Source organism: Salegentibacter haimaensis (assembly GCF_054121495.1).
In genome coordinates, this window is record NZ_JBSYGH010000011.1 from 76,073 (window position 1) to 102,784 (window position 26,712).

23 protein-coding genes and 1 riboswitch are annotated in these 26,712 nt (G+C 42.3%); of the genes, 13 read left to right on the forward strand and 10 right to left on the reverse strand.

Annotation, left to right across the window (positions count from 1 at the left end; genetic code table 11):
- The first annotated feature begins 40 nt into the window (after positions 1-40).
- Entirely contained in the window at positions 41-973 is a 933-nt protein-coding gene (locus tag ACW6QP_RS11415; protein ID WP_457911003.1) for a peptidylprolyl isomerase, read from the forward strand.
- 244 nt (positions 974-1,217) lie between these two features.
- Here the strand turns inward: ACW6QP_RS11415 and ACW6QP_RS11420 are convergent, their stop codons facing one another.
- Complete coding sequence (locus tag ACW6QP_RS11420) at positions 1,218-1,859, reverse strand: peroxiredoxin (RefSeq protein ID WP_457911004.1); 642 nt, start codon at positions 1,857-1,859, stop codon at positions 1,218-1,220.
- A 205-nt stretch (positions 1,860-2,064) separates the two neighbouring features.
- Here ACW6QP_RS11420 and ACW6QP_RS11425 point away from each other — a divergent pair, with 205 nt between their 5' ends.
- Positions 2,065-2,400, forward strand: a complete 336-nt coding sequence (locus ACW6QP_RS11425; RefSeq protein WP_457911005.1) for a tRNA-binding protein — start codon at positions 2,065-2,067, stop codon at positions 2,398-2,400.
- A 24-nt stretch (positions 2,401-2,424) separates the two neighbouring features.
- On the opposite strand, the gene ACW6QP_RS11430 is transcribed toward ACW6QP_RS11425, so the two are convergent.
- The 5 genes from ACW6QP_RS11430 to ACW6QP_RS11450 all read right to left on the reverse strand — a co-directional run bounded on the left by ACW6QP_RS11430 (position 2,425) and on the right by ACW6QP_RS11450 (position 10,355).
- The gene (locus ACW6QP_RS11430) at positions 2,425-3,732 is read right to left on the reverse strand and encodes a voltage-gated chloride channel family protein (RefSeq protein ID WP_457911006.1); all 1,308 of its coding nucleotides are present in this window, start codon (positions 3,730-3,732) and stop codon (positions 2,425-2,427) included.
- Positions 3,733-3,765: 33 nt separating this feature from the next.
- Positions 3,766-3,828: riboswitch (Fluoride riboswitch) on the reverse strand.
- Between the two features lie 56 nt (positions 3,829-3,884).
- Positions 3,885-5,408: an Omp85 family outer membrane protein gene (gene omp85, locus ACW6QP_RS11435; RefSeq protein ID WP_457911007.1), complete on the reverse strand. Its 1,524-nt coding sequence runs from the start codon at positions 5,406-5,408 to the stop codon at positions 3,885-3,887.
- 144 nt (positions 5,409-5,552) lie between these two features.
- Positions 5,553-8,066 carry a M14 family metallopeptidase gene (locus ACW6QP_RS11440; RefSeq protein ID WP_457911008.1) on the reverse strand — a complete coding sequence of 838 codons (2,514 nt, stop codon included), beginning with the start codon at positions 8,064-8,066 and terminating at the stop codon, positions 5,553-5,555.
- Positions 8,067-8,145: 79 nt separating this feature from the next.
- Positions 8,146-8,526: a PUR family DNA/RNA-binding protein gene (locus ACW6QP_RS11445; RefSeq protein ID WP_457911009.1), complete on the reverse strand. Its 381-nt coding sequence runs from the start codon at positions 8,524-8,526 to the stop codon at positions 8,146-8,148.
- Between the two features lie 74 nt (positions 8,527-8,600).
- Positions 8,601-10,355 (reverse strand): ABC transporter ATP-binding protein, encoded by a 1,755-nt coding sequence (locus tag ACW6QP_RS11450; protein WP_457911010.1) that lies wholly within the window; start codon positions 10,353-10,355, stop codon positions 8,601-8,603.
- Positions 10,356-10,492: 137 nt separating this feature from the next.
- Between ACW6QP_RS11450 and ACW6QP_RS11455 the strand changes: the two genes are divergently transcribed.
- From ACW6QP_RS11455 to yajC, 4 genes are all read left to right on the forward strand, one after another.
- Positions 10,493-11,596: a Glu/Leu/Phe/Val family dehydrogenase gene (locus ACW6QP_RS11455; protein WP_457911011.1), complete on the forward strand. Its 1,104-nt coding sequence runs from the start codon at positions 10,493-10,495 to the stop codon at positions 11,594-11,596.
- Positions 11,597-11,681: 85 nt separating this feature from the next.
- Complete coding sequence (gene nusB, locus ACW6QP_RS11460; protein ID WP_457911012.1) at positions 11,682-12,626, forward strand: transcription antitermination factor NusB; 945 nt, start codon at positions 11,682-11,684, stop codon at positions 12,624-12,626.
- A 47-nt stretch (positions 12,627-12,673) separates the two neighbouring features.
- A complete protein-coding gene (locus ACW6QP_RS11465; protein ID WP_457911013.1) occupies positions 12,674-13,132 on the forward strand; it encodes a DUF1573 domain-containing protein in 459 nt (152 codons plus the stop codon).
- A 66-nt stretch (positions 13,133-13,198) separates the two neighbouring features.
- Complete coding sequence (yajC, locus tag ACW6QP_RS11470; RefSeq protein WP_457911014.1) at positions 13,199-13,492, forward strand: preprotein translocase subunit YajC; 294 nt, start codon at positions 13,199-13,201, stop codon at positions 13,490-13,492.
- 143 nt (positions 13,493-13,635) lie between these two features.
- Here the strand turns inward: yajC and ACW6QP_RS11475 are convergent, their stop codons facing one another.
- Both ACW6QP_RS11475 and pepT read right to left on the reverse strand, forming a co-directional pair.
- Positions 13,636-14,226: a YdeI/OmpD-associated family protein gene (locus tag ACW6QP_RS11475; RefSeq protein WP_457911015.1), complete on the reverse strand. Its 591-nt coding sequence runs from the start codon at positions 14,224-14,226 to the stop codon at positions 13,636-13,638.
- A gap of 24 nt (positions 14,227-14,250) precedes the next feature.
- Positions 14,251-15,492 (reverse strand): peptidase T, encoded by a 1,242-nt coding sequence (pepT, locus tag ACW6QP_RS11480; RefSeq protein ID WP_457911016.1) that lies wholly within the window; start codon positions 15,490-15,492, stop codon positions 14,251-14,253.
- Between the two features lie 110 nt (positions 15,493-15,602).
- On the opposite strand from pepT, the gene ACW6QP_RS11485 reads away from it, so the two are divergent.
- The 3 genes from ACW6QP_RS11485 (at position 15,603) to ACW6QP_RS11495 (ending at position 18,200) form a co-directional block, all read left to right on the forward strand.
- On the forward strand, positions 15,603-16,625 hold the full coding sequence (locus ACW6QP_RS11485; protein WP_457911017.1) for a quinone-dependent dihydroorotate dehydrogenase: 1,023 nt from the start codon (positions 15,603-15,605) through the stop codon (positions 16,623-16,625).
- Positions 16,625-17,239, forward strand: coding sequence for a LysE family translocator (locus ACW6QP_RS11490; RefSeq protein WP_457911018.1), 615 nt, complete (start codon positions 16,625-16,627; stop codon positions 17,237-17,239). Before ACW6QP_RS11485 ends, ACW6QP_RS11490 begins: the two co-directional genes overlap by 1 nt.
- 97 nt (positions 17,240-17,336) lie before the next feature.
- Entirely contained in the window at positions 17,337-18,200 is an 864-nt protein-coding gene (locus ACW6QP_RS11495; protein ID WP_457911019.1) for a hydroxymethylglutaryl-CoA lyase, read from the forward strand.
- A gap of 180 nt (positions 18,201-18,380) precedes the next feature.
- On the opposite strand, the gene ACW6QP_RS11500 is transcribed toward ACW6QP_RS11495, so the two are convergent.
- On the reverse strand, positions 18,381-20,618 hold the full coding sequence (locus ACW6QP_RS11500) for a TonB-dependent receptor family protein (protein WP_457911020.1): 2,238 nt from the start codon (positions 20,616-20,618) through the stop codon (positions 18,381-18,383).
- Positions 20,619-20,850: 232 nt separating this feature from the next.
- Here ACW6QP_RS11500 and ACW6QP_RS11505 point away from each other — a divergent pair, with 232 nt between their 5' ends.
- From ACW6QP_RS11505 to guaB, 4 genes are all read left to right on the forward strand, one after another.
- A complete protein-coding gene (locus ACW6QP_RS11505) occupies positions 20,851-21,894 on the forward strand; it encodes a Fe(3+) ABC transporter substrate-binding protein (protein ID WP_457911021.1) in 1,044 nt (347 codons plus the stop codon).
- Between the two features lie 61 nt (positions 21,895-21,955).
- The gene (locus ACW6QP_RS11510) at positions 21,956-23,536 is read left to right on the forward strand and encodes an ABC transporter permease (RefSeq protein ID WP_457911022.1); all 1,581 of its coding nucleotides are present in this window, start codon (positions 21,956-21,958) and stop codon (positions 23,534-23,536) included.
- Positions 23,536-24,522, forward strand: coding sequence for an ABC transporter ATP-binding protein (locus ACW6QP_RS11515; RefSeq protein WP_457911053.1), 987 nt, complete (start codon positions 23,536-23,538; stop codon positions 24,520-24,522). Before ACW6QP_RS11510 ends, ACW6QP_RS11515 begins: the two co-directional genes overlap by 1 nt.
- A 103-nt stretch (positions 24,523-24,625) precedes the next feature.
- Entirely contained in the window at positions 24,626-26,098 is a 1,473-nt protein-coding gene (gene guaB, locus ACW6QP_RS11520; RefSeq protein WP_457911023.1) for an IMP dehydrogenase, read from the forward strand.
- A 77-nt stretch (positions 26,099-26,175) separates the two neighbouring features.
- On the opposite strand, the gene ACW6QP_RS11525 is transcribed toward guaB, so the two are convergent.
- Positions 26,176-26,691: an OmpH family outer membrane protein gene (locus tag ACW6QP_RS11525; protein ID WP_457911024.1), complete on the reverse strand. Its 516-nt coding sequence runs from the start codon at positions 26,689-26,691 to the stop codon at positions 26,176-26,178.
- Positions 26,692-26,712: the final 21 nt, after the last annotated feature.

The window sequence follows — 26,712 nt, forward strand, 5'->3', positions numbered from 1 at the left end:
TGAAAATGGTATCTTTGCCGCTCAATAAAATTTAAAGAAAATGAACGACGGATTATATGCAAAATTCCATACCAGCAAGGGTGAAATCCTTGTCGAATTGGAATTTGAAAAAACCCCGGGAACAGTAGGGAATTTTGTAGGTCTTGCTGAAGGAAAACTTGAAAACAAAGCTTTTCCGCAGGGAAAAGCTTACTATGACGGATTAAAATTTCACCGGGTGATCCCCGATTTTATGATTCAGGGGGGAGACCCTCAGGGCACCGGAGTTGGTGGCCCAGGATATCAGTTTGAAGATGAAATTCACCCCGATCTAAAACACGACGCCCCGGGAAAACTTTCTATGGCTAATGCAGGTCCAGGTACCAACGGGAGCCAGTTTTTTATCACTCACGTAGAAACTCCCTGGTTAGACGGGAAACACACGGTTTTTGGCAGTGTGGTTGAAGGTCAGGATGTGGTAGATGCCATAAAACAAGGCGATAAGATAGAAAAACTGGAAATCATTAGAGAAGGTGAGGCTGCGAAAAATTTCAATGCCGTAGAGTCTTTTAGAGTATTTGATGGTGCCAAGGCCGAGCGGGAAGCTGCAGCCAAAAAGCGCGAAGAAGAACTTTTGGGAGAATTATCCCAGGGTTTCGAAACCACCGAAAGCGGCCTGCATTATAAGATTGAAAAGAAAGGCGATGGTGCTAAAGCCGAAAAAGGAAAAACCGTAGCGGTACATTATAAAGGAATGCTAAGCGACGGGACCGTTTTCGATTCGTCTTACAAAAGAAATCAGCCTATCGAATTTCCTATTGGAATGGGTCACGTAATTTCTGGCTGGGATGAAGGAATTCAGCTATTGAGAGTTGGTGATCAGGCCCGGTTTGTGATTCCATCTCACCTGGGTTATGGTGACCGTGGCGCCGGAGGTGTAATTCCGCCGAATGCCAGTTTGATATTTGATGTGGAATTAATGGAAGTTAAGTAGTTTTTTTCTAAAAAATTATATAGTAAAACCCCACAGGTATCTTTCTCCTGTGGGGTTTTTTATTAAATAGACTTTATTCCCGACTATGCTCAGGATGACAACTTCCAGGAAATTTTTCAGGTGGACTGAATAATTATTTATTGTCAATTAGAGCGGAGTCGAGAATTAGAGTCAATTAATAATAGCTTTCGACTGCGCTCAAGATTACAACTTTATCATTTTCAGGCAGCTTTAATTCTATAGCCTATTTCGAATCGGGCTGTGGGGTCATTCTTAAATAAGACCTTATTTTTTTGAATCCCTTCGGAAACATTTTTTCAGCATCTTCATCTGAAACCGATGGGCTAATCACCACATCTTCTCCCTGTTTCCAGTTTGCCGGGGTTGCCACTTTTTTATACTCTGTGAGTTGAAGGCTGTCGATAACCCTTAACAATTCTTCAAAATTTCGGCCGGTACTGGCGGGATAGGTAATCATTAACCGAATGGTCTTATCGGGACCAATCACATATACCGAGCGCACCGTAGCTGTTGCATCGGCATTAGGGTGAATCATATCGTACAACTCTGAAACCTTGCGGTCTTTATCGGCGATTATCGGAAAATTCACTCTGGTATTTTGAGTGTCGTTGATGTCTTCAATCCAACCTTTATGGGACTCCAGCCCATCGACACTAAGGGCCATCACCTTAACATTACGTTTTTCAAATTCGTTCTTGTATTTCGCCACGGCGCCCAGTTCGGTGGTGCAAACCGGGGTGTAATCGGCCGGGTGGGAGAACAAAACTCCCCAGCCATCGCCCAGGTAATCGTAAAAATTGATCTTTCCATCTGAAGTTTCTGCGTCGAAGTTCGGGGCTTTATCCCCTAATTTAAGTGTACTCATCTTTATATAGTTTTAGCGGTTTCTGAATCTAAATTTACCTGTATTTCAGTATTAAATCCTACTAAACCCATAGGAATATTATTTCCTGAAATAATAAATTTCTATGTTAAAGCAGGTTGCGGAGTTGTAATTTGGGGAGGAGATTAAATTTACACAATTGTTGGTCTGGATTTTCAGTTTTAACTATTTTCAACATAAAAAAGAGATGGCCTTAAGTTGGGAAGATTTTCAAAAAGTAGAAATGCGTGTAGGTACCATAATCGAGGTAAAGGATTTTCCCGAAGCCCGCAAGCCTGCGTACCAGTTGCATATCGATTTTGGCAAAAAACTGGGGGTGTTAAAAACATCGGCCCAAATCACCAAACGCTATGCTAAAGAAGAGCTGCTTCAACGGCAGGTGGTGGCCGTGGTTAATTTTCCGAAGAAGCAAATTGCGAATTTTATGAGTGAGTGCCTCGTGCTGGGAGCTATGGGAGATGACAACGACATCGTCTTGCTACATCCCGGCATAAAAGTGGAAAACGGCCTTAGGGTAGGTTAATTACCAAACAAAGCAGGTCAATTTCTAGTCTCCATTTTGTCGTTTGTTTTTTACTTCTGATAGGCTTAAACCTTTATCTTTTCCGTAAAAAATATGTTTCGGACTTCCGATGATTTGAGACGAATATATCCCTGAATGCCCAGAAAACAAATAAGCGGTGATACAGGCCAGGGCGATAAAAACCCCGCTTTCAATTCCAAAAAGTTCGATGCCCATAAGAGTACAGGCGATTGGGGTATTGGTGGCTCCGGCGAAAACAGCCACAAAGCCCATTCCGGCGAGAATTCCCAGTGGTAAAGGGAAGATCCAGAACAGGGCATTTCCCAGGGTGGCTCCTATAAAAAACAGGGGAGTTACTTCCCCGCCCTTAAAGCCGGCCCCTAAGGTAAAGGATGTAAATAAAATTTTTAAAAGGAAGTCGTAGGAGGGAAGTTCTGCAGAAAAAGATTCTACGATGGTAGGGATTCCCAGCCCAATATATTTGGTAGTACCCATACTAAAAACGAAGATAGCGATAACGGCCCCACCCAGTACGGGGCGCAGCGGCGGATATTTTATTTTACTTCTGAAAAGCCTTCCCCAAAAATGGGTGCTTTTAGAGAACAGGCGTGCTGCAAGTCCAAATAGAATTCCTGCCAGCAGGGCCCACAGGAGATTGGCCGGATTCATTTCCGGAACCAGATCTATTTGGTAGTGCGTGTGCGACACGTTCCAGATTTTTACTACATAGTCGGCCAGAATCGCTGCCATAAAACTGGGCAGGATGGCATCCAATCTAATTCGCCCCAGGACCAAAACTTCCAAAGCAAAAATAGCACCTGCCAGGGGGGTCCCGAAGACCGAGGCAAAACCTGCACTTATCCCGGCGATGAGGAGGATTTTTCGATCCCTGGTTTTTAATTTGAAAATTCGGGTAATCCTGTCGGCTATAGCGCCGCCTACCTGTACTGCCGTGCCCTCTCTCCCGGCCGAGCCGCCAAAGAGATGGGTAAGAATCGTACCAAACAACACCAGCGGTGCCATTCTGAAGGGTATAATTTTTCGGGGGCTATGAAATTCTTCCAGTAGCAGGTCGTTTCCTTTTACTACAGAATTTCCCCAAAGATGATAAGACATTCCTATAATTAATCCGCCGAATGGGAGTAGTGCGATAATCCAGAGATTGCTTTCCCTGGTTTGGGTGGCCCATTCCAGCGCTACCAGGAAAAAAGCCGAAGCCGATCCTGCCAATAAGCCTAAAAGGCTACAAATAAGGAACCATTTAAATAGATAAACCAGGGCCGGAATCTGTTCCAACCTGCTCAAATAATCGAATAATCTGGAGATCTTCATACTGCCTTAAATAGAAAAATTAGGGCTTATAGCCCGTTTGCAGAAGTCATTAGCCAATTATGGCGGTTCAAGGCAGACATCATTGCCAAATGTGGAACAAATTTAATTTTATTAGCGGAATATGCCAATTTTTAATTTATAAAACCCGGGAATTAGAAAGTATGGCCCAAAACAAAGAAGAACTGGTTGCCTTCATTAGATTTCGCGTAATCGAATCTTAGAATTGTAGCCTGGTTCCAGGCAATTCTGGCTCCCAGCCCTCTACTGGTTTTAAAGTTTTTAAGGTTCATCTCTTCAAGGCTATCCCAAACTCTACCGGCATCAAAAAACGGAACTGCATAAAAGGCCAGGTGTTGGTTTAGAATTCGGGTTTGGTAGAACCGGGCTCTGATCTCCCAGTTGGTAAGCCCGGTAAGCATTCCTCCAAATCGTGACTCTCTAAAACCACGAAGGGCTTGAGATCCTCCCAAAACAGGGATTCCTCCCCCTTCCGAAGAACCCCAAAGGTCCATAACTTCAGTAAATGGAATATTGCTTCCACGAATATAACCCAGGGCAAATCTTCCTGTTAAGACGGTTCTCCCTAGATGCTGCGGAAGCAGTTTTTTATAAAAAATCCCCTGAAGCAAATGTTTGGTGAAATCGAATTCAGATCCCATCCAGGGAGCAGAAATTTCCTGAGCCAGCTCGGCGAAAACTCCGCTGGAAGGATCGGGTTCCAGATCGCGGGTATCCCACATAATCCCAGATTGGGCCAGAATGATTCGGCCTCCATGATAACCTCCAATACCCTGGCGGGCCCAATGGGAATTAGCCGGATTATTTTGAGATAATAAATAATCCTGGGTTAATTGGGTGCGCCCCTGTATTGCTGTAGTTCGTTGCCCGGTTTCGGTATCTATGGCTTCTTCAACCTCATTAAAATCGTAGGTGTCTATATTTATTTTTAAATACTCCAGGCCAAACATAAGTCGCAGGCGCCCTTCATAAAAGGATCTTTCGGCAGCAAGGCCTACCAGAAATTGGGAATAATCAATCTCATTGAAGTGATAATCGGTATAAATTTGATTGGGATCTTCCCCTCTTCGGGGCATTCCGTAACGCGTGCGCTGCAAATTTTCCTCATAATCATCGTATTGTGCATTGGTAAGCCTTTGGCCTGTTTGCTTGTCTATATAAGATAATGGGTTTAAAGTTTGAGCGCCCAATCCAAAATACTGCCAGTGCGGGTCGTTTGCAAAAATTATATCTCCTCTTAACCGCCATTTAGTGTTAAATGCAAATGGAATATCGATGTTAAACTCACCGTCTATTCTTCCGTTCTGAGCTACCCTGGCACCCACCGCATACCTAACCCGGTAGGGGGTGTAGTAGAAGAAAGGATCGTCTTTCGTAAGATTGTTGAATAAACAAGCATTGGCGCCAAAGGTAAAACCCCGTATAGGGTCGCTGCTTAATTCGGGTAAGCCGGTGAGATATCTCCCTTCTTTTTTAATTTCTATATCCTCGAGAGACAGGCGCTTTTCTGTAGCGATAGGAAATGGCAGCCTTAGGGTGTCGTTTTGGAGAATTATAGCCTCATCCTGATGTGCATTCCCCAGAAATTTTATTTCCTGTGCCTTAAGAGGCAGAAAGATGATTAAAGCAAATAGTGAAATTAAACCTCTAAAACGCATAACCTGAATTTTTGGGTTTGCAAAGTTAGAAGCTGCCTAAAAAGAGGATTTTAAAAAAGCATTAAAACTTATTAATCTGAAATTAAAATAGGGCTGTAAACCACGGTTCACAGCCCTATTATGATTTAAAAACACATTTTGAGTCTACATATGCTCCCCGAAGAAAACCGCATTCATCAGCAATTTTTTGGTGCCAAACCAAAAAGCTCTAAAGTTGGTGTTGTCCGTAAACAAAATCACATCACCCCGACCCATTTTTTTATGTTTAAATGGCACGGTGCCGGCCAAAGAATCCAGGTTGGGTTTGCTGATGTATCCGCTTAACAGAGGATCTTCAGTATAGGTTATGGGATTTTTATAACTCTGTTTGTCGGCTTCAAGAAATAAGGTAGTATTTCTGAACAATGGGAGTTTATCATCTTTGTAGCCAAAAGCTATGGGATGAGATCGATCGAGCCTGGCTTCAAAAATCGCCCCGCCTATTCCCTGAGCGCCGGTAAAATCGCCCCGGTCTTCGAAGCTAATATCTTCGGCAACTAACTCCTGTTCTTTAAATTCCAGATCCATAAAATTGTGCCGGTCCAGCCATTTGGCGGTGTTTCGGTAAGCGATAAGGCTACCACCCGCGTTTACCCAGGTTTTCAATTTATCGGCTTCGGCTTCTCCAAGAGAACCGCCCCAGGTGGCCGGGATGATGATGTCGGTATATCTGTTAAGATCGGCTCGTGAAAAACTGCGCAGATCGAGTTTGGTAAGTTTCATCTCGAAACGCTGGTCGAATAAATGCCAGATTTCTCCGGCGTCGTACGGATTTATACCATCACCTACCAACATGGCGACTTTTGCAGGTTGCAGGGCTTTAAACTCATTACTGCCCAGGTTAATTCCCGTGGTAAGCCCGGTTTGTAATGCGTCTATTTGAACATTGGATGCTTCTGAAACCTCCTTCAGAAAACCAAATAATTCTTGCTTATCTAAACTCTGATTTTGTACGGGAATAAGAATACTTCCGTAGTCATAATTTTTGGTTGAGCTGCCAAAATTTTTCATCGCCACTTTCGCCCGTAATCCTTTTTGCAAAATCATATTAAGAGCTTTTGGCGCATAGAAGTCGTGCCATTGCATCACATAGGCATAATTGCTTTTCTCCAGATTTTTGATGGCTGGTTTTTCAAGTTCTTCAATTTTATCGCCGGCCATTCGCATATTACTTTCTTCAGTAAAATCGAGATTGAAGGCCAGGGGAAAGGTCCAGGCAGAGATGTCATAAAATAAACTATCCTGAAACTCGGTTCTCCTTTCAAACATCGCCTCTACTAATCGGTGTTGTCTCTGATTTTTGGGCACCAGGTAAGCGGAATTTCTTCGGAAATTTCTCCCGTTTTTTTCGAAATCTTCCTTTAGCTCATGAATTTCGATTTGATGCTTTTTTAGAATTTTGGCCAGTTCCCAGGCCGAAGAGGCATCCCTGGAATTTCCGAAGATCCAGGCTCCGTTTTTTGCTGAATTTCGCGCATTTTTATAAAAATCCCGCTGGTAGTTTAACAATTTCACCCGCATATTTTTTCCTGCCTCCAGGGTAGAGAGAGCTGCGGTAAATTGATTGCGAATGGTGAACGGAAATGTGAGCACGCCATTGTCGGTTTCCTGGGCGTGACCGCGGGAGCTTCCCTGCTCGAAGAGAATCCCTATGCTTCCGTTAATATCGGGAAAGGTAGAGCCTTTTCCGTAGTAAAAATCATCATAATTTTCTTCGGTATAATAAAAGGAGCCCAGTTCATCGAAGGCCGCAGCGTGATAAGTCCCGATCTCCCGGGTAAGATCCTGATTGATTTGCGGGGTGAGCGGATGGGTTCTTGAAGGAATTCCTGGCTGGAAGAAGAAACTGGAATTTGATCCCATCTCGTGATGATCGGTTAAAATATTGGGATACCATTTGTGAAAAGTTTCCAATCTTGCCTGCGACTCGGGTAATTGTACCGGCAGCCAATCGCGATTCATATCAAACCAGTAGTGATTGGTTCTTCCTCCCGGCCAAACCTCGCGATATTCGCGGTCTTGCGGATCGGGATTGATATTTTTGCTTTTATTGGTATTGGCCCAATAAGCAAACCGCTGCAGGCCATCGGGATTAAACGAAGGGTCGAATAAGATAATGCTGTTGTCGAGCAATTCCTGGATATCCTCCCCCTGGGCGGCGGCTAAATGATAGGCGACCAAAAGCGCGGCGTTAGACCCGCTGGGCTCATTTCCGTGAATCGAAAACCCCTGGTTTACCACAATGGGCATATTTGCGATATCGATATTTTCTGAACCCGATTGGGTAAGCGCCAGGTGCTCCTCTCTTATATTTTCGAGATTTTGATGATTTTCTTCTGAAGTGATGGTAAGCAAAATTAAAGGACGGCCTTCATAGGTACTGCCCCGGTTTTCCATACTTATTCTTGGTGATACCCGGGCGAGTTCACGCATATAAAGTAAAAGCTGGTCGTGACTTACGTGCCATTCTCCCGGCACATAACCTAATACCTCCTGCGGGCTTGGGATTTCCTGGTTGTAGGTGGTTCCTTCCGGAAGATAGTAATCCAGGCTTAAACTGTCCTGTGCCTGCAGGCTAAGGCCACAACATAAAAACACTAATAAAAATAAAATTCTCATAATTTGGGATTTGGTAGGGTAATATAAAAAAACCGTCCAAATTGCTCGGGACGGTTTTATGATTTAAAATGTAATTTTTCTAGATATCGTCGAAACTAACATCGGTGAATTTTTCGGCAGCCGGAGTTTTTTCCAGGCTTTCATCGGCGGTTTCGTACTCCTTTTTAAAATCTTTTTGGTGACGCTCGCTAATTACCTCTTCTCCTTTTTCATTCACGATAAAATCGGTCATTTCATTAAGGATCTCCTGGAAACCGGCAAAATCTTCTTTGTAAAGGTAGATTTTGTGTTTCTTGTAATAGAAAGACCCGTCGTCGTTGGTAAATTTTTTACTCTCTGTGATTGTAAGATAATAATCGTTGGCGCGGGTGGCTCTAACATCAAAGAAATAAGTTCTGCGGCCGGCCCGTAATACTTTAGAGAATATTTCTTCTTTCTCCATCATTCCATTGTCACTCATAAAATAGAATCTTTAGTAGTTTATGTTTGTTCAGCTCAAAAATCTAAAAATTTTTAACATCTAACAAAAATTTTTCACATTTCTTTTTCATTTAACTGTTTATTATACAGTTCCCGATAATAGCCTTTTTGTGCTATAAGTTCGCTATGAGAGCCTTGTTGAACTATTTCTCCATCTTCGAGAATAATGATTTTATCGGCATTTTTTGCTGAAGAAACCCTGTGGCTTACAATGATGGTGGTTTTATCTTTTGAAATTCTGAAGAGATTGCCCAAAATTTCTTCTTCAGTCTCTGTGTCTACAGCTGAAAGACAGTCGTCAAAGAGTAAAATTTTCGGATTATGAATTATAGCCCTGGCTATGGAAACCCTTTGCTTCTGCCCTCCCGATAGGGTAATGCCGCGTTCCCCGAGTACAGTATCATAGCCTTTGCTGAAGCCTACAATGTTTTTATGTACCGAAGCATTTTTAGCGGCTTCATAAATCTCCTCATCACTGGCGTCAGATTTCCCGAATTTGATGTTATTTCGAATGCTGTCGCTAAATAAAAAGGCATCCTGGGGCACGTAACCAATGCTGCGTCTTAATTCTTCAAGATTTAATTGATCGATAGCTCTTCCGTCGATTAAAATTTCACCTTTTTCAATATCGTATAAACGACCAATAAGTTCCAGAATCGTAGATTTTCCCGCCCCGGTTTTTCCGATAATCGCCAGGGTTTCACCTTTATTTATTTCAAAAGAAACATTTTTAAGAGCGGTGATATTGGTATCGTCGTAAGTGAAGGTCACATCTTTAAACTCGATTTTTCCGTCTATGTTTTCTTTTTCACGGCTATGGCTAAGAATTTCTGGTTTTTCATCCAGAAATTCGTTGATTCGCTCCTGCGAGGCCTCGGCCTGTTGTACCAGTGAAGTAACCCAGCCAATAGAAGCTATTGGCCAGGTAAGCATATTTACATAGAGTAAAAACTCAACGATTACTCCCAGGTCTATTTGCCCGTCTATATATTGGCGACCTCCTATGTAAATTACTAAAACATTGCTTATACCAATAAGTAAAATCATTAAAGGGAAAAAGAAAGCCTGCACCTTTACCAGGTCTATATTTTTATCGCGGTTGTCATTTGAAAGTTGGGTGAAATTGCGATGAGATTGTTCTTCAAGCCCGTAGGATTTTATCACTGCAATTCCGCTAAAACTCTCCTGGGTAAAGGTGTGGAGTTTTGAAAGATATTGCTGTACCACGGTACTTCTTTGGTGAATAGCCACACTTACCTTGTAAATGGCATAGGAAAGAAGAGGAAGCGGAGCTACGGTATACAGGGTTAAAACCGGTGCCGCCTGGATCATAAATACCAATACCACCACGGTGGAGGTTAAGGTGGTCACACTATACATTATAGCCGGGCCCAGGTACATTCGCACTTTAGAAACATCTTCGCTAATGCGGTTCATCAAATCGCCGGTGCGGTTTTTTTTGTAAAAATTAAGCGAAAGCTCCTGATAGTGTTTATAGACTACATTTTTTAAATCGAATTCAATATCGCGGGAAACCACGATAAAGGTTTGCCGCATGAGAAAGGTGAAAAATGCGGCGACCAGGGTGGCGCCAACCAGCATTGCGATATTCCAGAGCAGGCGGCTGCGAACTTCGCCTATCGAGCTAATCTCCCCGGCCAGGTAAAGTTCTATGGCCTTGGTAGAATCGCCGATGAGCGGTACATAGATGATAGCGAAAATTCGGGCGGCAATGGTAATAATAAGCCCAATTAGCAATTTCCACCTATATTTATAAAAAAATTGATTGAGCGATTTTAAGTGTTTCATTCCCTGGAAATCCTTCTAATTTTATGGATATCATATTTTAAGCGGCTAAAAAAAGCTATTGTTTAAAATATTCACTAATTTTGCTTATCGATTTTCGTAATAATTGAAAATCATAATTCTATAAAAACACAACACTTATGCAAGTTGACGTTCTAAACGCTAAAGAGCTTAAAAAAGCCGCTCCGGTATTCGGGCAGCTATCTTTCGACAATCATGAACAGGTGGTTTTTTGCAACGACAAAGATACAGGATTAAAAGCAATAATCGGGATTCATAACACCGTTTTGGGCCCGGCCCTTGGTGGAACCCGTATGTGGAATTACAGCAGCGAATGGGAAGCCGTTAATGACGTGCTTCGTCTTTCCCGCGGAATGACCTTTAAATCTGCCATTACCGGGTTAAACCTTGGAGGTGGGAAAGCTGTGATTATTGGAGATGCGAAAAAGGACAAAACCCCCGAATTGATGAAAAAATTCGGAGAATATGTGCATTCTCTTGGCGGAAAATATATCACTGCAGAAGATGTTGGAATGGAAACTTCAGATATGGATACCGTGCGTGAGGTAACTCCTTACGTTACCGGTATTTCTGAATCTAAAGGAGGCTCCGGGAATCCTTCGCCTATCACTGCCTATGGGGTGTATATGGGAATGAAGGCTTCAGCTAAATATAAATTCGGAAGCGATAACCTGGAAGGGAAAAGCGTTTTGGTTCAGGGAATTGGTCACGTAGGTGAAACCCTTGTAGATTATTTAACCAAAGAAGGGGCAAAGGTTTATATTAGTGATATAAGCGAAGATCGTCTGGAAGCGGTAAGCAAAAAATATAATGCGGTGATTTTTACCGATCCCGATGTGTACAGTGCCGATGTAGATATCTATGCACCCTGCGCCCTTGGAGCTACCATCAATGATGAGACAATTCACCGGTTTAAGGCCAAAATTATTGCCGGGGCAGCCAATAATCAATTAGGTGATGAGCTAACCCACGGTCAAATTTTAAGGGAGATGGGCATTGTTTATGCTCCCGACTTTTTGATCAATGCCGGTGGAATCATTAACGTGTATGCCGAATTGGAAAAATACGGGCGTGAGGAGATCATGAAAAAGACAGAAAATATTTACAATACAACTTTGGAGATTCTTCAAAGCGCCGAAAAAAATGATATCACTACTCATTTCGCCGCGCTTAAGATCGCTCAACAAAGAATTGACGACAGAAAAAAACAAAATTTGAAGTAGTCAGTTTTAAAAGTTTAATATTTTTGCAGGGCGAAAGAATCGATTTCTTTCGCCCTTTCTAATTCTAAAAAAGTTCTTTTAAATTATGTTGACAAGAAGACATATACGGGTTAAGGTAATGCAATCGCTTTATGCTTTTAACCAAAGCCAGAATGATAACCTGGTGACCGAAGAGAAATTTCTCCTTAAGAGTATGGATGAGATGTATGATCTTTTCCTGCTTCAGCTTAGTCTTATTATGGAGATTCGGGAGCACGCCCAGACTTTTTTAGAAAAATCACAACAAAAATATTTACCAACTTCCGAAGATAGAGATCCCAATCGCAAGTTTACAGAGAACAAACTTATTAGCATTTTAAATGAAAATGAGGCTCTAAGCGAGGCTTTGGAAGATCGCAAGATCAATCATTGGAAAATGGACGATGAGTATGTAAGCATACTTTGGGAGGAGCTTAAAAATTCTGAACTCTACGAAAACTATATGGAAACCCGGGAGTCCAGTTTTAAGGAAGATAAAGACTTTGTACTGAAGATGTTTAAGGAAATCATCGCCCCCAACGATAAACTCTATGACTACCTGGAAGACAAAAAGCTTACCTGGCTGGACGATCTTCCGCTGGTGAATACGGCTATCGTAAAAATGCTTCAGAAGATCAAGGAAAATCCCGATAAACCTTTTAAACTCACCAAACTCTATAAAAGTGAAGAAGACAAGGAGTTTGCACGGGAGCTTTTCAGAAAAACCTATGTAAATGATGAAAGTCTTTCTGAAGAAATGCTGGGAAAAACCCCAAACTGGGATAAAGACCGCATCGCCGAGGTGGATATGGTGCTGATGAAAATGGCGATTTGTGAATTTTTGCATTTCCCTTCAATCCCTGTAAAAGTTACCATTAACGAATACCTGGAGCTGGCTAAAGAGTATAGCACCCCAAAAAGCAGCATTTTCATCAATGGAGTTTTAGACAAACTTTCGAAGGAATACAGCAGCAACAAGCGCCTAAATAAAATGGGACGCGGCCTTATGTAGTGTAGAAATTTTTACTAATTTTAAACTTTAATTTAAATAACACTAAAATGAAAAAAGGACTTTTAATGATAGCAGCGGTTGGGGCTCTGCTATTTACATCTTGTAAAGATACCAACAATGCCTCAGACAAGGTGAAAGCCGAAAACGTAGAAGTAGCTGCCGAGCGTGATGCACAAGCTACCGTATATCCAAAAATCCAGTTTGCTGAAGAAGAGCACGATTTTGGAAACATCGCTAAAGGAGAGGCTGTAGAGCACACCTTTACTTTCACTAACACAGGAGATGCTCCTTTGGTAATTACCAATGCCAGCAGTTCTTGTGGATGTACTGTTCCTGAATTTACCAGAGAACCAATCCAGCCGGGAGAAACCGGAGAGATGTTGGTGAAATTTGATGGTTCAGGGAAAGGACAGGTGACCAAAACCGTAACTGTTACCACCAATACCGAAGCCGGAAAAGAAAGAATCCGCATTAAAGCTTTCGTTCAGGACGAGAACGCCAGCTAAACCGGACTTCCGGAAAATAAAATCCAAACCCGTTTTGGAAAATTTTTAACCTCATTTAATGAGTAGATGGATCAATTAACTCAGGTTGCCCCAATTATTTTAATGTTTGTAGTGGTGTATTTTTTTATGATACGTCCGCAAATGAAAAGAGCTAAACAGGAAAAGAATTTTGCTTCCGAATTAAAACGCGGAGACCGCATTGTTACCAAAAGTGGAATGCACGGCAAAATTGTTGACTTTAGCGAGAAAAACAATGCAGTGATTATCGAAACCGGAGCAGGAAAAATAACTTTCGACAGGTCTTCCATCTCTATGGAAATGTCTAAAAAGTTGAATGAACCTGTGAAGGAAAGCAAGTAATCACTTCAACCAAATAATTTGAAAAGCCACCTGAATGAATCGGGTGGCTTTTTTATTAAAGTCCATTTGTGCCTCAAAAACCCAAATTCCGAACTTTTAACCTCGTACTTCTAACTTCGTACTTCTAACCTCGTCCTTCTAACTTAGCACTTATATTTATCGTTCAGTCCCTCGGCATTAAGGATCTTCGGGATTGCTTTTTCCAATCGGGAAATTCTAGTATTTTCTCTTTTTGCTGAAGCTATGTGCTCTGCATATTCCCGTTGTTTTCCGGGGCTTAAACTATGAAAAGCCTTTTTAAGTTTTTTGTCTTTATCAAGGGCATCTTTCAATTCTATAGGAAGAATAGTTTTTTTATTTCTCTCAGCTTTAATCTCTCTTCCTTCCCGCTGATTTTCGATTGCTTCAGCAATATAAGGTTGCAAGCGTTTCGGCTTAATTTCATGCTGTTTTTCAAAGCGAATTTGCCGTAAAGCTTTGGTCTTGTCTTCCTGGGCGTTATACAAAAGCCCGGCGCTATCATTTAGTAATGCTCCGTTGAAAAACCAAAGGGCACAGTGATTTTTAAAAGCAGCCAGACCAATTACATTTTTCCCATCCAAACAATAAACCGGAGCACCCCATTTTATGGTTTCTTCGAGTTCTGTATGTAATAACAGCTCCCTTAGTTCATTTAATTGCTTTTCCCAGCTGGGATGAGTGGCGATATATTCTTCAACAGATTTTACCGGCATATAATTGAAATTTAAGACATAGACTTATTCATATTTCCGGGAAGTAAGTTCGGCAATTTTCACTATAACTTCGGCGGCTTTCTGCATACTTTCTACCGGTACATACTCGTACTTTCCGTGAAAATTATGACCTCCGGCAAATATATTGGGGCAGGGTAGTCCCATAAAGCTAAGCTGGGCCCCATCGGTGCCTCCTCTAATGGGTTTTAGAATTGGCGATATTTCCACACTTTCCATCGCTTCTTTGGCGATCTCGACAATATGCATCACCGGTTCTATTTTTTCTTTCATATTGAAATACTGGTCGGTGATTTCTATTTGAAGGCAATCGCTCTCGTATTGTGCGCAAATCTCATTGCTTAGATCCCGCATCATCTCCTTGCGGGCTTCAAAATGATCTTTATCGTGATCGCGGATGATATACTCAAGTACGGTTTCTTCCACATCGCCTTTAATATTTGAAAGGTGGAAAAAACCCTGCCGGTCTTCGGTATGCTCGGGTGTTTCCAGGCGGGGCAGGGAGTTGATAAAATCCTGGGCGATATAGATCGAATTTATCATTTTGTCTTTGGCGTAACCCGGGTGTACGCTTTTGCCTTTTACTGTAACAAGAGCCCTGGCCGCGTTGAAATTTTCATATTCCAACTCGCCAATTTCGCTGCCATCCATCGTATAGGCCCATTCGGCTCCAAATTTTTGAACGTCGAATTTATGTGCGCCCCGGCCAATTTCTTCATCGGGGGTGAAACAAATTCTAATTTTTCCGTGGGGAATATCGGGATTGTCGAGCAAGAATTGCATCGCCGTCATAATTTCAGTAATTCCGGCTTTATCGTCGGCCCCGAGCAGGGTGGTGCCATCGGTAGTGATGAGGGTTTGCCCTTTATAGTTGGATAATTCCGTAAAATAATCGGGGGAGAGAATGATGTTTTTTTCTGAATTCAATACGATATCACCCCCATCATAATTTTCAATGATTTGCGGATTTACATTAGCGCCGCTAAAATCGGGCGAGGTATCAAAATGAGAAATAAATCCAATCACCGGCACCTGGTGCGCTACATTTGCCGGAAGAGTGGCCATCACATAGGCGTTTTTATCCAGGTCTACTTCGGCCATTCCCATCTCGCGAAGTTCATCGGCCAGTTTACGGGCTAAATCCCATTGTTTTTCGGTGCTTGGAGTAGAATTGCTTTTTGGATCGCTTTGAGTGTCTATTTTCACATAGCTTATAAAGCGATCTATAATATGCTGTTTATTGGTCATTGGTTAGTAGTTTCGATCAAAAATAAACATCTGGCCTGCTGGTTCAAAACCTTTTAAGAATTAGCGGGCTCATTTTATGATTTCATTTATTTTTGCACAAACTTCGATCTATGTATAAAAGCCTAATTCGTCCCCTGCTCTTTAAATTCGACCCCGAAAGCATTCATCATTTCACCTTTAAAATGCTTCGGAAAATGTCAAAAAGCAAACCGGTTTCAGATTTTCTTCGGAAGCATTATCAGGTCGAGGATCCCAGGTTGGAGCGGGAGGTTTTTGGCTTGAAATTTAAAAACCCGGTGGGGCTGGCTGCAGGTTTCGATAAAGACGCTAAGCTTTACAAAGAACTTTCAAACCTTGGTTTCGGATTTGTAGAAATAGGAACCCTCACTCCAAAGCCTCAGCCCGGAAATGAGAAGCAACGATTATTCCGGCTTAAAGAAGACCAGGCGATCATCAACAGGATGGGTTTTAACAATGAAGGCGTGCAAGCCGCGGTAGAACGTCTTAAAAGCAACCCCGGGGTTCTGATTGGCGGTAACATTGGAAAAAATAAAGTCACTCCCAACGAAAAAGCAGGTGAGGATTACAAAATTTGCTTTGAGGCTTTATATGAGTATGTAGATTATTTCGTGGTAAATGTGAGTTCTCCAAATACGCCCAATCTTAGAGAGCTTCAGGATAAGGCACCGCTTACCGAATTGTTGAACTCACTTCAGCAGTTAAATTCAGCCAAACCAAAACAGAAGCCCATTTTGCTAAAAATCGCCCCCGACCTTACCGAGGCACAACTGCTGGATATTATCGAGATTGTGCAAACCACGGGTATCGCCGGAGTGATTGCGACCAATACCACGATTTCACGGGAAGGACTTCAATCCCATCATAAAGATGAAATGGGAGGTCTTAGCGGAAAACCTCTAAAAAACAAATCTACTGAAGTGATTCGTTTTCTTTCAGAAAAAAGCGGGAATGCTTTTCCAATTATAGGAGTAGGCGGGATTCACTCGGCCGAAGATGCCATGGAGAAATTAAAAGCCGGCGCCAGCCTGGTGCAGCTTTACACCGGATTTATCTATGAAGGCCCGGGCTTGATAAAGGAAATAAATAAAAAAATCCTGGCAGAAAACCTCTAATGCCCGAACAGCTGCTCCCATTTTTAACCGCTTCGATTTTGCTTACCCTGTCACCGGGTCCCGATATCATATTTGTATTGGTACAGGGAATTGCCAATGGGAAAAAACCGGCTTTGGCGGTAACTCTTGGCCTGGCCACGGGGATCATCATACATACCAGCCTGGTTGCCTTCGGGGTTTCGGCTGTGATTCGTCAATCTCCAAATCTCTTTCTGTTTATTAAAATTTTTGGAGCATTGTACTTGGTTTTCCTGGCCTGGAAAGTATTTCAAAGCGATGCCAAAATCGCCATTACTGCTGAAGGGGTGATTCGCAAAAAACCATTTGCCCTCTATCGTCAGGGTTTTATAATGAATGTGCTCAATCCCAAAGTGAGTATTTTTTTCCTGGCGTTTTTTCCCGGATTTCTCTGGGATCCCGAAGGGAATACTATTCTTCAATTTTATGTTCTGGGCGCCTTATTTATGCTGCAAACCATCCTGATTTTTGGCAGTGTGGGTCTGGCAGCCGGACAAATTTCCAAATATTTGAAAAAGCATAATAATTCTGGAGTGGTTTTAAAGTATTTACAGATTATTGTCTTTCTGGGGATAGCTGTTTTAATTCTTATTTAAGTCGGTTAAGTTTACCCCTTAAAACTGCGGAATTATTAAAATTTCTAATCAAACGAACTTTATTTTTAAATAATTCCCAAAATACTATCTTTGGGATATGGGTAAAGTGAAACTTATTGAATGTCCCAGGGATGCGATGCAAGGCATACGCCAGTTTATCCCTACCGAAAAAAAAGCGCAGTATATTCAGGCCTTATTGCGCTGCGGATTTGACACCATAGATTTCGGAAGTTTCGTTTCCCCAAAGGCCATCCCGCAAATGGCCGATACTGCACAGGTGTTGGCAAATCTCGACTTAAGTAAAACCCAAAGTAAACTGCTGGCCATAGTGGCGAATACCCGGGGAGCAGAAGATGCTTCAAAATTTGAAGCCATCGATTACCTGGGGTATCCCTTTAGTATTTCTGAAAACTTCCAGATGCGGAATACTCACAAAACCATCGCCGAATCGGTTGAGATTTTAAAGGAAATTCTTGAAATCGCAAATAACAGCAATAAAGAAGTGGTCGCTTATCTTTCTATGGGTTTTGGAAATCCCTACGGTGATCCCTGGAATGTGGAGATCGTAGGGGAGTGGACCGAGAAACTTTCAGCGATGGGAGTGAAGATTTTATCGCTTTCAGATACCATAGGAAGTTCTACGCCCGAAATCATCGATTATCTTTTTTCGAATCTTATTCCGCAGTATCCCAATATAGAATTTGGCGCACATTTACATACTACCCCCAGCAAATGGCACGAAAAGATCGATGCCGCCTATAAGGCAGGTTGCCGAAGATTTGATGGCGCGATACAGGGCTTTGGCGGCTGCCCGATGGCCAAAGATGAGCTCACGGGAAATATGCCCAGCGAGAAAATGCTTTCCTACTTTAATTCTGCAAAGGCCGATACCAATATAAAAATGACCAGTTTTGAATCGGCTTATAATGAAGCTTCAAAAATATTCGGGGCTTATCATTAAAAACTTCAGAAATATTTAAATAAAAAAGAGGCTGTCTAAAAAGGTTAAAAAATAACTCTGTCAGATTGAGCGCAGTCGAAATCTTTTACCTGGAAGAGAATTAATTCTCGACTCCGCTCGCTTTGACAAATTATTTCCTTTTTAGATAGCCTCTTTTAACTTTCTAAGAACTTAATTTTTTTAGAATCTCGCCTGTAGCCCGGCATAAATTCCAAAAGGATGACCGGGTCTAAGCCCTGAGGGTACCCTGGAAACTACATATTCGTTATCTAAAATATTGATGGCGTTTGCAGTGAAACTCAGGTTTTGGTTGAGGTGATATTTGGCGGCGAGGTCCATCACAAAGTAAGAATCTACGCGCTCACCTGCTGCGATGCTTCCGCTTCCGGCCATAGTTCTAAACTCGCCCATATATCTCCCATTAAGGTCGGCTTCAAATTTGCCTAATTCCATTCCAATAGAAGCGTGGAACTGATGATTTGGAATGTACGGCATTTCGTCGCCCGCGCTTACCACGCCCCAAATTCCTACAGCGCTTTCGAAGCTGCTTTTAAATTCGGTATCGGTATAGGTATAGGCAAAACTAAGGGGTAGGCTAAGCCTGCTTCCGGTGTTATACATCAGGTCGTAATTGGCAAGAAATTCAATTCCTTTTACCAAAACCTCCCCGGCATTGAACTGCTCTAGGGAACCGGTACCTCCGGTAGCTGCCAGGTCACTTCCCAGTAAATTGCTGTAGTCGTTATAGAATCCGGTAATTTCGGCGTGCAGACCTCCTACATTAAAGCGGGATCCGGCTTCTATGTTAAGGCTTTCTTCAGGCTGTTCGCCGGTGCTGTTTCCGGGAGGAGAAAATCCTTTGTGTACTCCACCAAACACCTGGAAGTCACGATTGGCCTTGTAGCTAAACCCGATTCCGGGGATAAAAACATCGATTTTGTTTTCGCGTTCGCTTAATTCGGTCCCGGTACGGTTTACATCATCTTTGCCATAATCGGCACGAGATAAAGTGATGTTTTCATAACGAACCCCCGGGGTGAAAGTCCATTTTTGGTATTTTAATTTATAGAGCGCGTGAGCGGCGAAAGCCCTGGCATCACTAATACGGTTGGCATCGGTACCGGGAGTTCCGGCAGTGGTTAGAGCCATCGTGCCATCATTCATCTGGTAAGCGTCTACCCATTGAAAACGATCTTCTTCATCGAAATGATAACGTAAACCTATTTCAATATCGTGAAATACATTTTCTCCGGCCCAGTGGTGATCGAACTTGGTTTGAATTCCACGAGAGGTATATTCGCGATTGTTGTTTTTTACAGAAAGCGCATCGGCCTCAGAAATTCCGCCTCTTACTATGCTAAAAGCATTGGGGTAATTAGCAGGATTGTCCAGTAAATCGGCGATTCCAATATTACCTTCTTCTCCTCTTACCTTGTCGAGTTTATACCAGTTTCTTTTAAAATTATTCTGATAGGCAGTGGTGGTAATTCTTGAATAATCGTTAAAACTCAGGGTATGAGTAGCCATTAGCTGCAGGTGCTCGGCATCCATCACGTCTACCTGAGATGCGGCATACCTTCTAAACGGATCGCGATCAAAATCGGCCTGGGTTAGCCCCAAATAAGTCTCATCTGATGTTTCGTCGCTATACTGAAATTTGAATTCCAGCGCCTGGTCTAATTTAGCTTCGGGACCAGTGTTTAATCTGAATTTTGCCACCAGGTCATCTTTTTTGAAGCCGGTATCGCCTCCATTGTCCAGGTTTTTAAACCCGTCTGAAGCCAGATTCTGATATTCTACCATATAGCCGAAATTGGTGTGCGAATTTCCAACTTTAGCATATAGATTTGAAGTATTGAAACTACCATAAGTAGCTCTTAAATCGGCTGAAAAATCCTGCGGAATGGCAGAAGAAATGAAATTGATGGCTCCCCCTGTGGTGAAGGGACCGTATTGTACCTGGCTGCTACCTTTTAATACTTCAACGGCCTGCATACGGGCCACATTTGGGAAGTAATAAGCGGCAGGAGCCGAATAGGGAGCGGGAGCGATCAACACTCCGTCTTCCATCAAAGTTATTTTTGACGAGCGCTCGGGTGAAGTTCCCCTAAGACTTATGTTTGGACGTAGACCAAACCCATCTTCTTCGTAGAAATTCACTCCCGGCACCTGGCTTAGGGCCCGTAGCGGATCTATATAATTATGTTTTTGCAATTCTTCGGTGGAAAGAAAATAGGCAGAACCGGTGCGGTTTCGGGCTTCAAATTTACTTCCAAACAATACACTTGCAGAGATTACAACCTCTTTTAAACTCTCAATACTGTCGTTTTGTGTAGTTGGGGCGGGGGGTGTATTTTCCTGTGCTGTTAACATACCCGTTAGGCAAAGCGCCGCGGAAAATAATCCAAGCTTTTTCATTTAATTTAGATTAAGTTTAAATAGCGGCGCAAAAATATATTGGTTTGTTCGATCAAGCAAGTTTATTTAGATCAATTTTAAATAAAAATTTGGAACATTTTCAAATTCAGTGAATTAAAAGCGAAAAAGTTTGAGATTTATTTTCACAAGCCCCGAAATTGCTGGAAAAATTAATGGAATTTTTATTTATACCAGTTCTAAATAATTATATTTGCGACAAATTTTACCAAATATGAAAAAACTATCAAGCCTTTTATTATTAGCTATTTTATTGGTGGCCTGTAAGAATACTTCCGATGAAAAATCGGAATCACAGGAACAAAGCAAAGAAGTAAACGTATATACTCACAGACATTATGAATCTGACCAGGAACTCTTCAGCAAATTTGAAGAGGAAACCGGGATCAAGGTTAATGTGATCAATGCCAACGCCGATGAACTTATTCAGAAAATGAGTATGGAAGGCAAACAATCTCCTGCCGATGTTTTGATCACGGTAGATGCGGGAAGATTGCACCGGGCAAAAGACCAGGATTTATTGCAGTCGGTGAATTCAGACTTTATCGGGCAAACTGTACCAGATCATTTAAGAGATGCCGATAATCACTGGTTTGCCCTCACCAAAAGAGCCCGGGTAATCGCGTATGCCAAAGATAGGGTAGACTCAACCGATCTTTCAACTTACGAAGACCTGGCCAATCCCAAATGGAAAAACAAACTATTGGTAAGATCTTCGGGTAATATCTATAATCAATCTTTAATGGCTTCCATCATTGTACATAATGGTGAGGAAAAAGCCAAAGAATGGGCTCAGGCAGTAGTTGGAAATATGGCCCGCGCGCCTAAAGGCAATGACCGTGACCAGGTAAAAGCCGTGGTTGCAGGAGAAGGCGATCTGGCCATTGTGAACACTTATTATATCGGGAAATTGCTTAACTCTGATGATCCAGAAGAGGTAAAGGCCGGCGAGCAGGTGGCGCTATTTTTTCCCAATCAGGAGGGCCGTGGCACCCACATTAATGTAAGCGGTGCCGGCGTGGCAAAGCACGCTCCCAATAAAGAAAATGCGATTAAGTTTATTGAGTTTTTATTATCTGAAGAAGCGCAAAAGATTTTCGCAAATTCGAACTACGAATATCCTGTAAATGAAAAAGTGGAACCCGCCGAATTATTGAAAAGCTGGGGAGAATTTAAAGAAGATGAACTCGAACTTGCCAAACTTGGTGAGAACAACAAGAAGGCGGTAATTAGCTTTGATGAAGCAGGCTGGAAATAATAAAATAACTTCTTTTAGAACCCGGGTTAATAGGCTTAGAAGAGATACAAACAGATGGTCAATGTTTACATTGGCCATCCTCTTTTTTATTGCTCTTCCTGTAATTTCTATTGCCGTAAAATTATTTTCGGGCCCGGGAGAAACCTGGGGGCATCTGGTAGATTACCTTTTGCTCGATTATATCGCAAATAGCCTGTTTTTGGTTGTTTTCTGCGGAATTTTAGTGCTGCTGCTCGGCATAAGTTCGGCCTGGTTGGTGGCGCGTTTCGAGTTTCCTTTTCGCAGGCAATTGGAGTGGTTATTAATTTTACCGCTTTCGATCCCTTCCTATATAGTAGCTTATGCCTATGCAGGTATTTTCGATTACGGCGGAAGCCTGGAACTAATCCTCAGGAGCCTTAACCTGGAATCATTTAGGTTCGATATAATGAACAGATGGGGCCTTACCTTTGTGTTGGGCATTTCTCTTTTTCCCTATGTTTATGTGAGCGCCCGGGCTTTTTTCTTAAATCAGGCAGGGAACTTGCTCGAAGCCTCAAAAATGTTGGGAGTAGGGGAGTTTAAAAGTTTTTTCAAATTAATGTTACCGCTGGCCCGACCGGCCATAATCGCCGGACTCATTTTGGTGCTTATGGAAGTGCTTAATGATTATGGAGCGGCACAGTACTTTGGAGTTAATACTTTCACCACCGGAATTTTCAGAGCCTGGTTCGCTTTGGAAGAGCCTGAAACCGCGGTGTATCTTTCGGCTATTTTAATCCTTTTTGTCTTTGCGCTTATTCTTTTTGAAAAATGGCAACGAAGAAAAGTGCAGGTTTCTTCTTCCAAAAGTTCAAGAATTATTCATCGTCATACCCCCCGTCCCCTTCAAAGTTTTTTAATTTTAATGGTGGTGCTGGTGCCGGTTTTTGTTGGTTTTATTATCCCTGTTTTTCAACTGCTCTACTGGGCCTGGCTTACCGCATCTAAGGTATTTAACCTGGATTTCATCCTGCTTTCCCTGCAAAGTTTTGGGATCGCCTTTGTTACCTCAATGGTAACTGTATTTTTAGCCACTTTGCTCATCTATTTTGCCAAGTGGAACAATATAAACTGGATTAAGAGTTTTTCAAAACTGGGAATTCTTGGCTACGCCATTCCCGGGGCAGTGGTAGCCATCGGGATAATGATTCCCACCCTGGCTTTTGATAAATGGTTGATAGAAATCCTGGAAAGCCTTTTTAACCTGGAAACAGGCCTGCTTATTAATGGGACCTTAATCGCCCTGATCTACGCTTATGCCGTAAGATTTTTGGCCGTGGCCTATAACCCTATAGAATCTACCAGCCTAAAAGTGAGTAGTAGTATTCCTGATTCTTCCCGGCTTCTGGGAGTGGGAAATTTAAAGACCTTTTTTAAGATTGAATTTCCCCTAATTAAAACCGGAATTCTAAGTGCTATAATCCTGGTTTTTATCGATGTTTTAAAAGAATTGCCCTTAACCTTGATTCTCAAGCCTTATCACGTAAATACCCTTGCCGTGAAAGCTTTTGAATATGCCAGTGATGAGATGGTGATGGAGGCGGCAATTCCTTCTTTATTTATTATCTTCACGGCCACAATTCCGGTGATATTTTTAAACCGATTATTGATTAAAAAGTGATGCTTAAGATTGATGCTCTTTCCAAAAGTTTTGATAAGGCGAAAAGTTTTGCCCTGCATAAGGTTTCATTCACTTTGGGGAAAGGAGATGTTTGTGCCATAGTTGGCGAAAGCGGAAGCGGAAAAACCACCCTGGTACGTCTTATTGCCGGTCTCGAACGGCCCGATGAAGGCAGCATCACCTTAAATGGAAAAGTAGTCTCCTCCATCAAAACCCTGGTCCCTCCTGAAAAACGAAAAATCGGTTTGGTATTTCAGGAATATGCTTTATTTCCTCATTTTAATTTGCTGAAAAATGTGATGTACGGCATCAGCAAAATGAGAAATAAACGGGAGCGTGCGCTCGAGATGTTGGAATTGGTAGGCTTATCGGGAATGGGAGAGCGATACCCTCATCAGCTGTCTGGCGGGCAGCAGCAAAGAGTCGCATTGGCAAGAGCCCTGGCTCCAAATCCTGAATTGTTGATTTTAGATGAACCTTTCAGCAATCTGGACGCTATGTTAAGAGTACAGCTTCGCAGCCAGGTGTTTGAAATCATCAAAAAAACCGGGGTAACGGCAATTTTCGTGACCCACGATACCCAGGATGCCCTTTCTGTAGCCGATGAAATTTTAATTCTGCAACACGGGAAAGTGATTCAGAAAGATTTGGCCTCTAATCTCTATACCCGGCCAAACTCCATCTATGTCGCATCGCTTTTTGGAAATACCATTCAGCTAAACAACGAATTGCAAACTGCATTTTCCTGTCCGTTGAATCCAAAATGTAGCCACGCGATTCGCAATGAAAACCTGAGCATCAATGAAGAATGCGAGTATGTAACTCACGCCAGGGTGCTAAAAAAGACTTTTTTAGGTACAGGTACACAACTTTTATTAAAGCTTGATAACGGGCATAAGATTTCTGTCTTTACCAAAGACCGGGAAGTAGCCGATCGTATCAAGATTGGCTTTAACTCTAAAGATGTATTAGAGTTTGCCGGCTAAGACTCAGATTTTCAGCCAAAGAATTCTTCCATAAGTATTTTCTTTTACAAGGTCATTTAGTATAAAAAATGTATATTTGCACGCAATTAAATTCTTAATTGCTATGACCGCACACGAATCCAAAATTCTTGGAGAAGGCCTCACTTACGACGACGTACTCCTTGTTCCCGCTTATTCTGAAGTATTACCCCGAGAAGTAGATATCTCTACTCAATTCACCCGCAATATTCGCATTAATGTTCCTGTAGTTTCGGCTGCGATGGATACGGTTACCGAATCCCGAATGGCAATTGCCATTGCCCGCGAAGGAGGAATTGGAGTTCTACACAAAAATATGACTACCGAGCAGCAGGCGCTTAAGGTTAGAAAAGTGAAGCGAGCCGAAAGCGGAATGATCATAGATCCCGTTACGCTCCCCATCTCGGCCACCGTTAGCGATGCCAAGCAAAGTATGAAAGAACACAGCATTGGCGGGATTCCAATCGTGGATGATTCTGGTAAACTTTTGGGTATCGTAACCAACCGTGACCTTAGATTTGAAAAGAATTTAAAGCGACCAATTTCTGAAGTGATGACTTCCGAAAATCTGGTAACTGTTGCTGAAGGTACTTCGCTGGAAGACGCCGAGGATATTCTTCAGAACCATAAAATAGAAAAACTGCCGGTTGTAAATAAAGATGAAAAACTAGTTGGGCTAATCACTTTTAGAGATATCACTAAATTATCTCAAAAACCTATTGCCAACAAAGACAAATATGGAAGATTGCGGGTAGCGGCAGCTTTAGGCGTAACTGCCGATGCAGTAGAAAGAGCCGAAGCCCTTGTAAACGCAGGCGTGGATGCCGTGGTTATAGATACTGCTCACGGGCATACCCGTGGCGTGGTTCAAATCTTAAAAGAAGTAAAGAAAAAATTCCCTGAACTGGAAGTAGTGGTTGGAAATATAGCCACTGCTGAAGCCGCCAAATATCTGGTAGATGCCGGTGCAGATGCCGTTAAGGTGGGAATTGGGCCTGGTTCTATTTGTACTACCAGAGTTGTTGCAGGAGTTGGTTTTCCTCAGTTTTCGGCTGTGCTGGAAGTATCGGCTGCTATAAAAGGCAGTGGGGTACCGGTGATCGCCGATGGCGGAATTCGTTACACCGGCGATATTCCTAAAGCCATCGCAGCAGGAGCCGATACCGTAATGCTTGGATCTCTACTTGCCGGAACTAAAGAATCTCCAGGAGAAACCATTATTTACGAAGGAAGAAAATTTAAATCCTATCGCGGGATGGGAAGCGTGGAAGCTATGAACAAAGGTTCTAAAGACCGTTATTTCCAGGATGTGGAAGATGATATTAAAAAACTCGTGCCTGAAGGTATTGTGGGCCGGGTGCCGTACAAAGGAGATCTGGAAGAAAGCATTCACCAGTTTATCGGAGGGCTGAGAGCCGGTATGGGTTACTGTGGTGCTAAAGATATAGAGAGCCTGAAGGAAAATGGAAGATTCGTAAAAATAACCGCCTCGGGAATTCACGAAAGTCACCCGCACGATGTTACGATTACCAAAGAATCTCCAAATTATAGCAGGTAAGTTATTTTCTGTTAGAGAGTAAAAAATTAAGGCTGCCAATTTTGGCAGCCTTAATTTTTATAAAATCAATATTAAGATTATTCTGCGGTTTGTGGTTCTATTCCAAGTTTCGCTAAAACCTTAACGGTAATATCGTGAGATTCGGCGGCGAAGGCAAGGCTATTACCCCCGGCGTGAAATACGTGGGTGAAGTTTTCTTCAGAAATTACCTGCTGCATAGCCACATCAATTTTTTCGTAAAGTGGTTTTGAAAGTTCATTTCGGCGCATCTGCATCATCACCTGGGCTCTTTGTCTGAAATTTTTAAGGTCATTTTCCAAACCGATAATTTCCTGTTCTTTTTGAGCCAACTCTTCTTCGGTGTAGGTTTCCCGGTTTTCGCGGTAATCTTCTACTTTGGTTTCATAAGTAGCCACGTTTTCTTTCAAATCTTCCTGTAGTTGGGTGTCGTAAGCTTTAAGGTTTTCATCAACCTCCTGCATTTCGGGCATTTGAGCGATGATATAATCGGCATCTATGGTTCCAATTTTACTCTGCGCCTGTGTGGCAAGCCCGATGAATAGTAAACAAAATAAACTGATGTATGTTTTCATGAAAATTATATTTTTCGCAAA

Excerpts from the sequence above, each read along its gene's own strand:
- ACW6QP_RS11415 (WP_457911003.1), top strand. The coding sequence starts at position 41 with ATGAACGACGGATTATATGCAAAATTCCATACCAGCAAGGGTGAAATC.
- ACW6QP_RS11420 (WP_457911004.1), bottom strand. The coding sequence starts at position 1,859 with ATGAGTACACTTAAATTAGGGGATAAAGCCCCGAACTTCGACGCAGAA.
- ACW6QP_RS11425 (WP_457911005.1), top strand. The coding sequence starts at position 2,065 with ATGGCCTTAAGTTGGGAAGATTTTCAAAAAGTAGAAATGCGTGTAGGT.
- ACW6QP_RS11430 (WP_457911006.1), bottom strand. The coding sequence starts at position 3,732 with ATGAAGATCTCCAGATTATTCGATTATTTGAGCAGGTTGGAACAGATT.
- omp85 (WP_457911007.1), bottom strand. The coding sequence starts at position 5,408 with ATGCGTTTTAGAGGTTTAATTTCACTATTTGCTTTAATCATCTTTCTG.
- ACW6QP_RS11440 (WP_457911008.1), bottom strand. The coding sequence starts at position 8,066 with ATGAGAATTTTATTTTTATTAGTGTTTTTATGTTGTGGCCTTAGCCTG.
- ACW6QP_RS11445 (WP_457911009.1), bottom strand. The coding sequence starts at position 8,526 with ATGAGTGACAATGGAATGATGGAGAAAGAAGAAATATTCTCTAAAGTA.
- ACW6QP_RS11450 (WP_457911010.1), bottom strand. The coding sequence starts at position 10,355 with ATGAAACACTTAAAATCGCTCAATCAATTTTTTTATAAATATAGGTGG.
- ACW6QP_RS11455 (WP_457911011.1), top strand. The coding sequence starts at position 10,493 with ATGCAAGTTGACGTTCTAAACGCTAAAGAGCTTAAAAAAGCCGCTCCG.
- nusB (WP_457911012.1), top strand. The coding sequence starts at position 11,682 with ATGTTGACAAGAAGACATATACGGGTTAAGGTAATGCAATCGCTTTAT.
- ACW6QP_RS11465 (WP_457911013.1), top strand. The coding sequence starts at position 12,674 with ATGAAAAAAGGACTTTTAATGATAGCAGCGGTTGGGGCTCTGCTATTT.
- yajC (WP_457911014.1), top strand. The coding sequence starts at position 13,199 with ATGGATCAATTAACTCAGGTTGCCCCAATTATTTTAATGTTTGTAGTG.
- ACW6QP_RS11475 (WP_457911015.1), bottom strand. The coding sequence starts at position 14,226 with ATGCCGGTAAAATCTGTTGAAGAATATATCGCCACTCATCCCAGCTGG.
- pepT (WP_457911016.1), bottom strand. The coding sequence starts at position 15,492 with ATGACCAATAAACAGCATATTATAGATCGCTTTATAAGCTATGTGAAA.
- ACW6QP_RS11485 (WP_457911017.1), top strand. The coding sequence starts at position 15,603 with ATGTATAAAAGCCTAATTCGTCCCCTGCTCTTTAAATTCGACCCCGAA.
- ACW6QP_RS11490 (WP_457911018.1), top strand. The coding sequence starts at position 16,625 with ATGCCCGAACAGCTGCTCCCATTTTTAACCGCTTCGATTTTGCTTACC.
- ACW6QP_RS11495 (WP_457911019.1), top strand. The coding sequence starts at position 17,337 with ATGGGTAAAGTGAAACTTATTGAATGTCCCAGGGATGCGATGCAAGGC.
- ACW6QP_RS11500 (WP_457911020.1), bottom strand. The coding sequence starts at position 20,618 with ATGAAAAAGCTTGGATTATTTTCCGCGGCGCTTTGCCTAACGGGTATG.
- ACW6QP_RS11505 (WP_457911021.1), top strand. The coding sequence starts at position 20,851 with ATGAAAAAACTATCAAGCCTTTTATTATTAGCTATTTTATTGGTGGCC.
- ACW6QP_RS11510 (WP_457911022.1), top strand. The coding sequence starts at position 21,956 with ATGTTTACATTGGCCATCCTCTTTTTTATTGCTCTTCCTGTAATTTCT.
- ACW6QP_RS11515 (WP_457911053.1), top strand. The coding sequence starts at position 23,536 with ATGCTTAAGATTGATGCTCTTTCCAAAAGTTTTGATAAGGCGAAAAGT.
- guaB (WP_457911023.1), top strand. The coding sequence starts at position 24,626 with ATGACCGCACACGAATCCAAAATTCTTGGAGAAGGCCTCACTTACGAC.
- ACW6QP_RS11525 (WP_457911024.1), bottom strand. The coding sequence starts at position 26,691 with ATGAAAACATACATCAGTTTATTTTGTTTACTATTCATCGGGCTTGCC.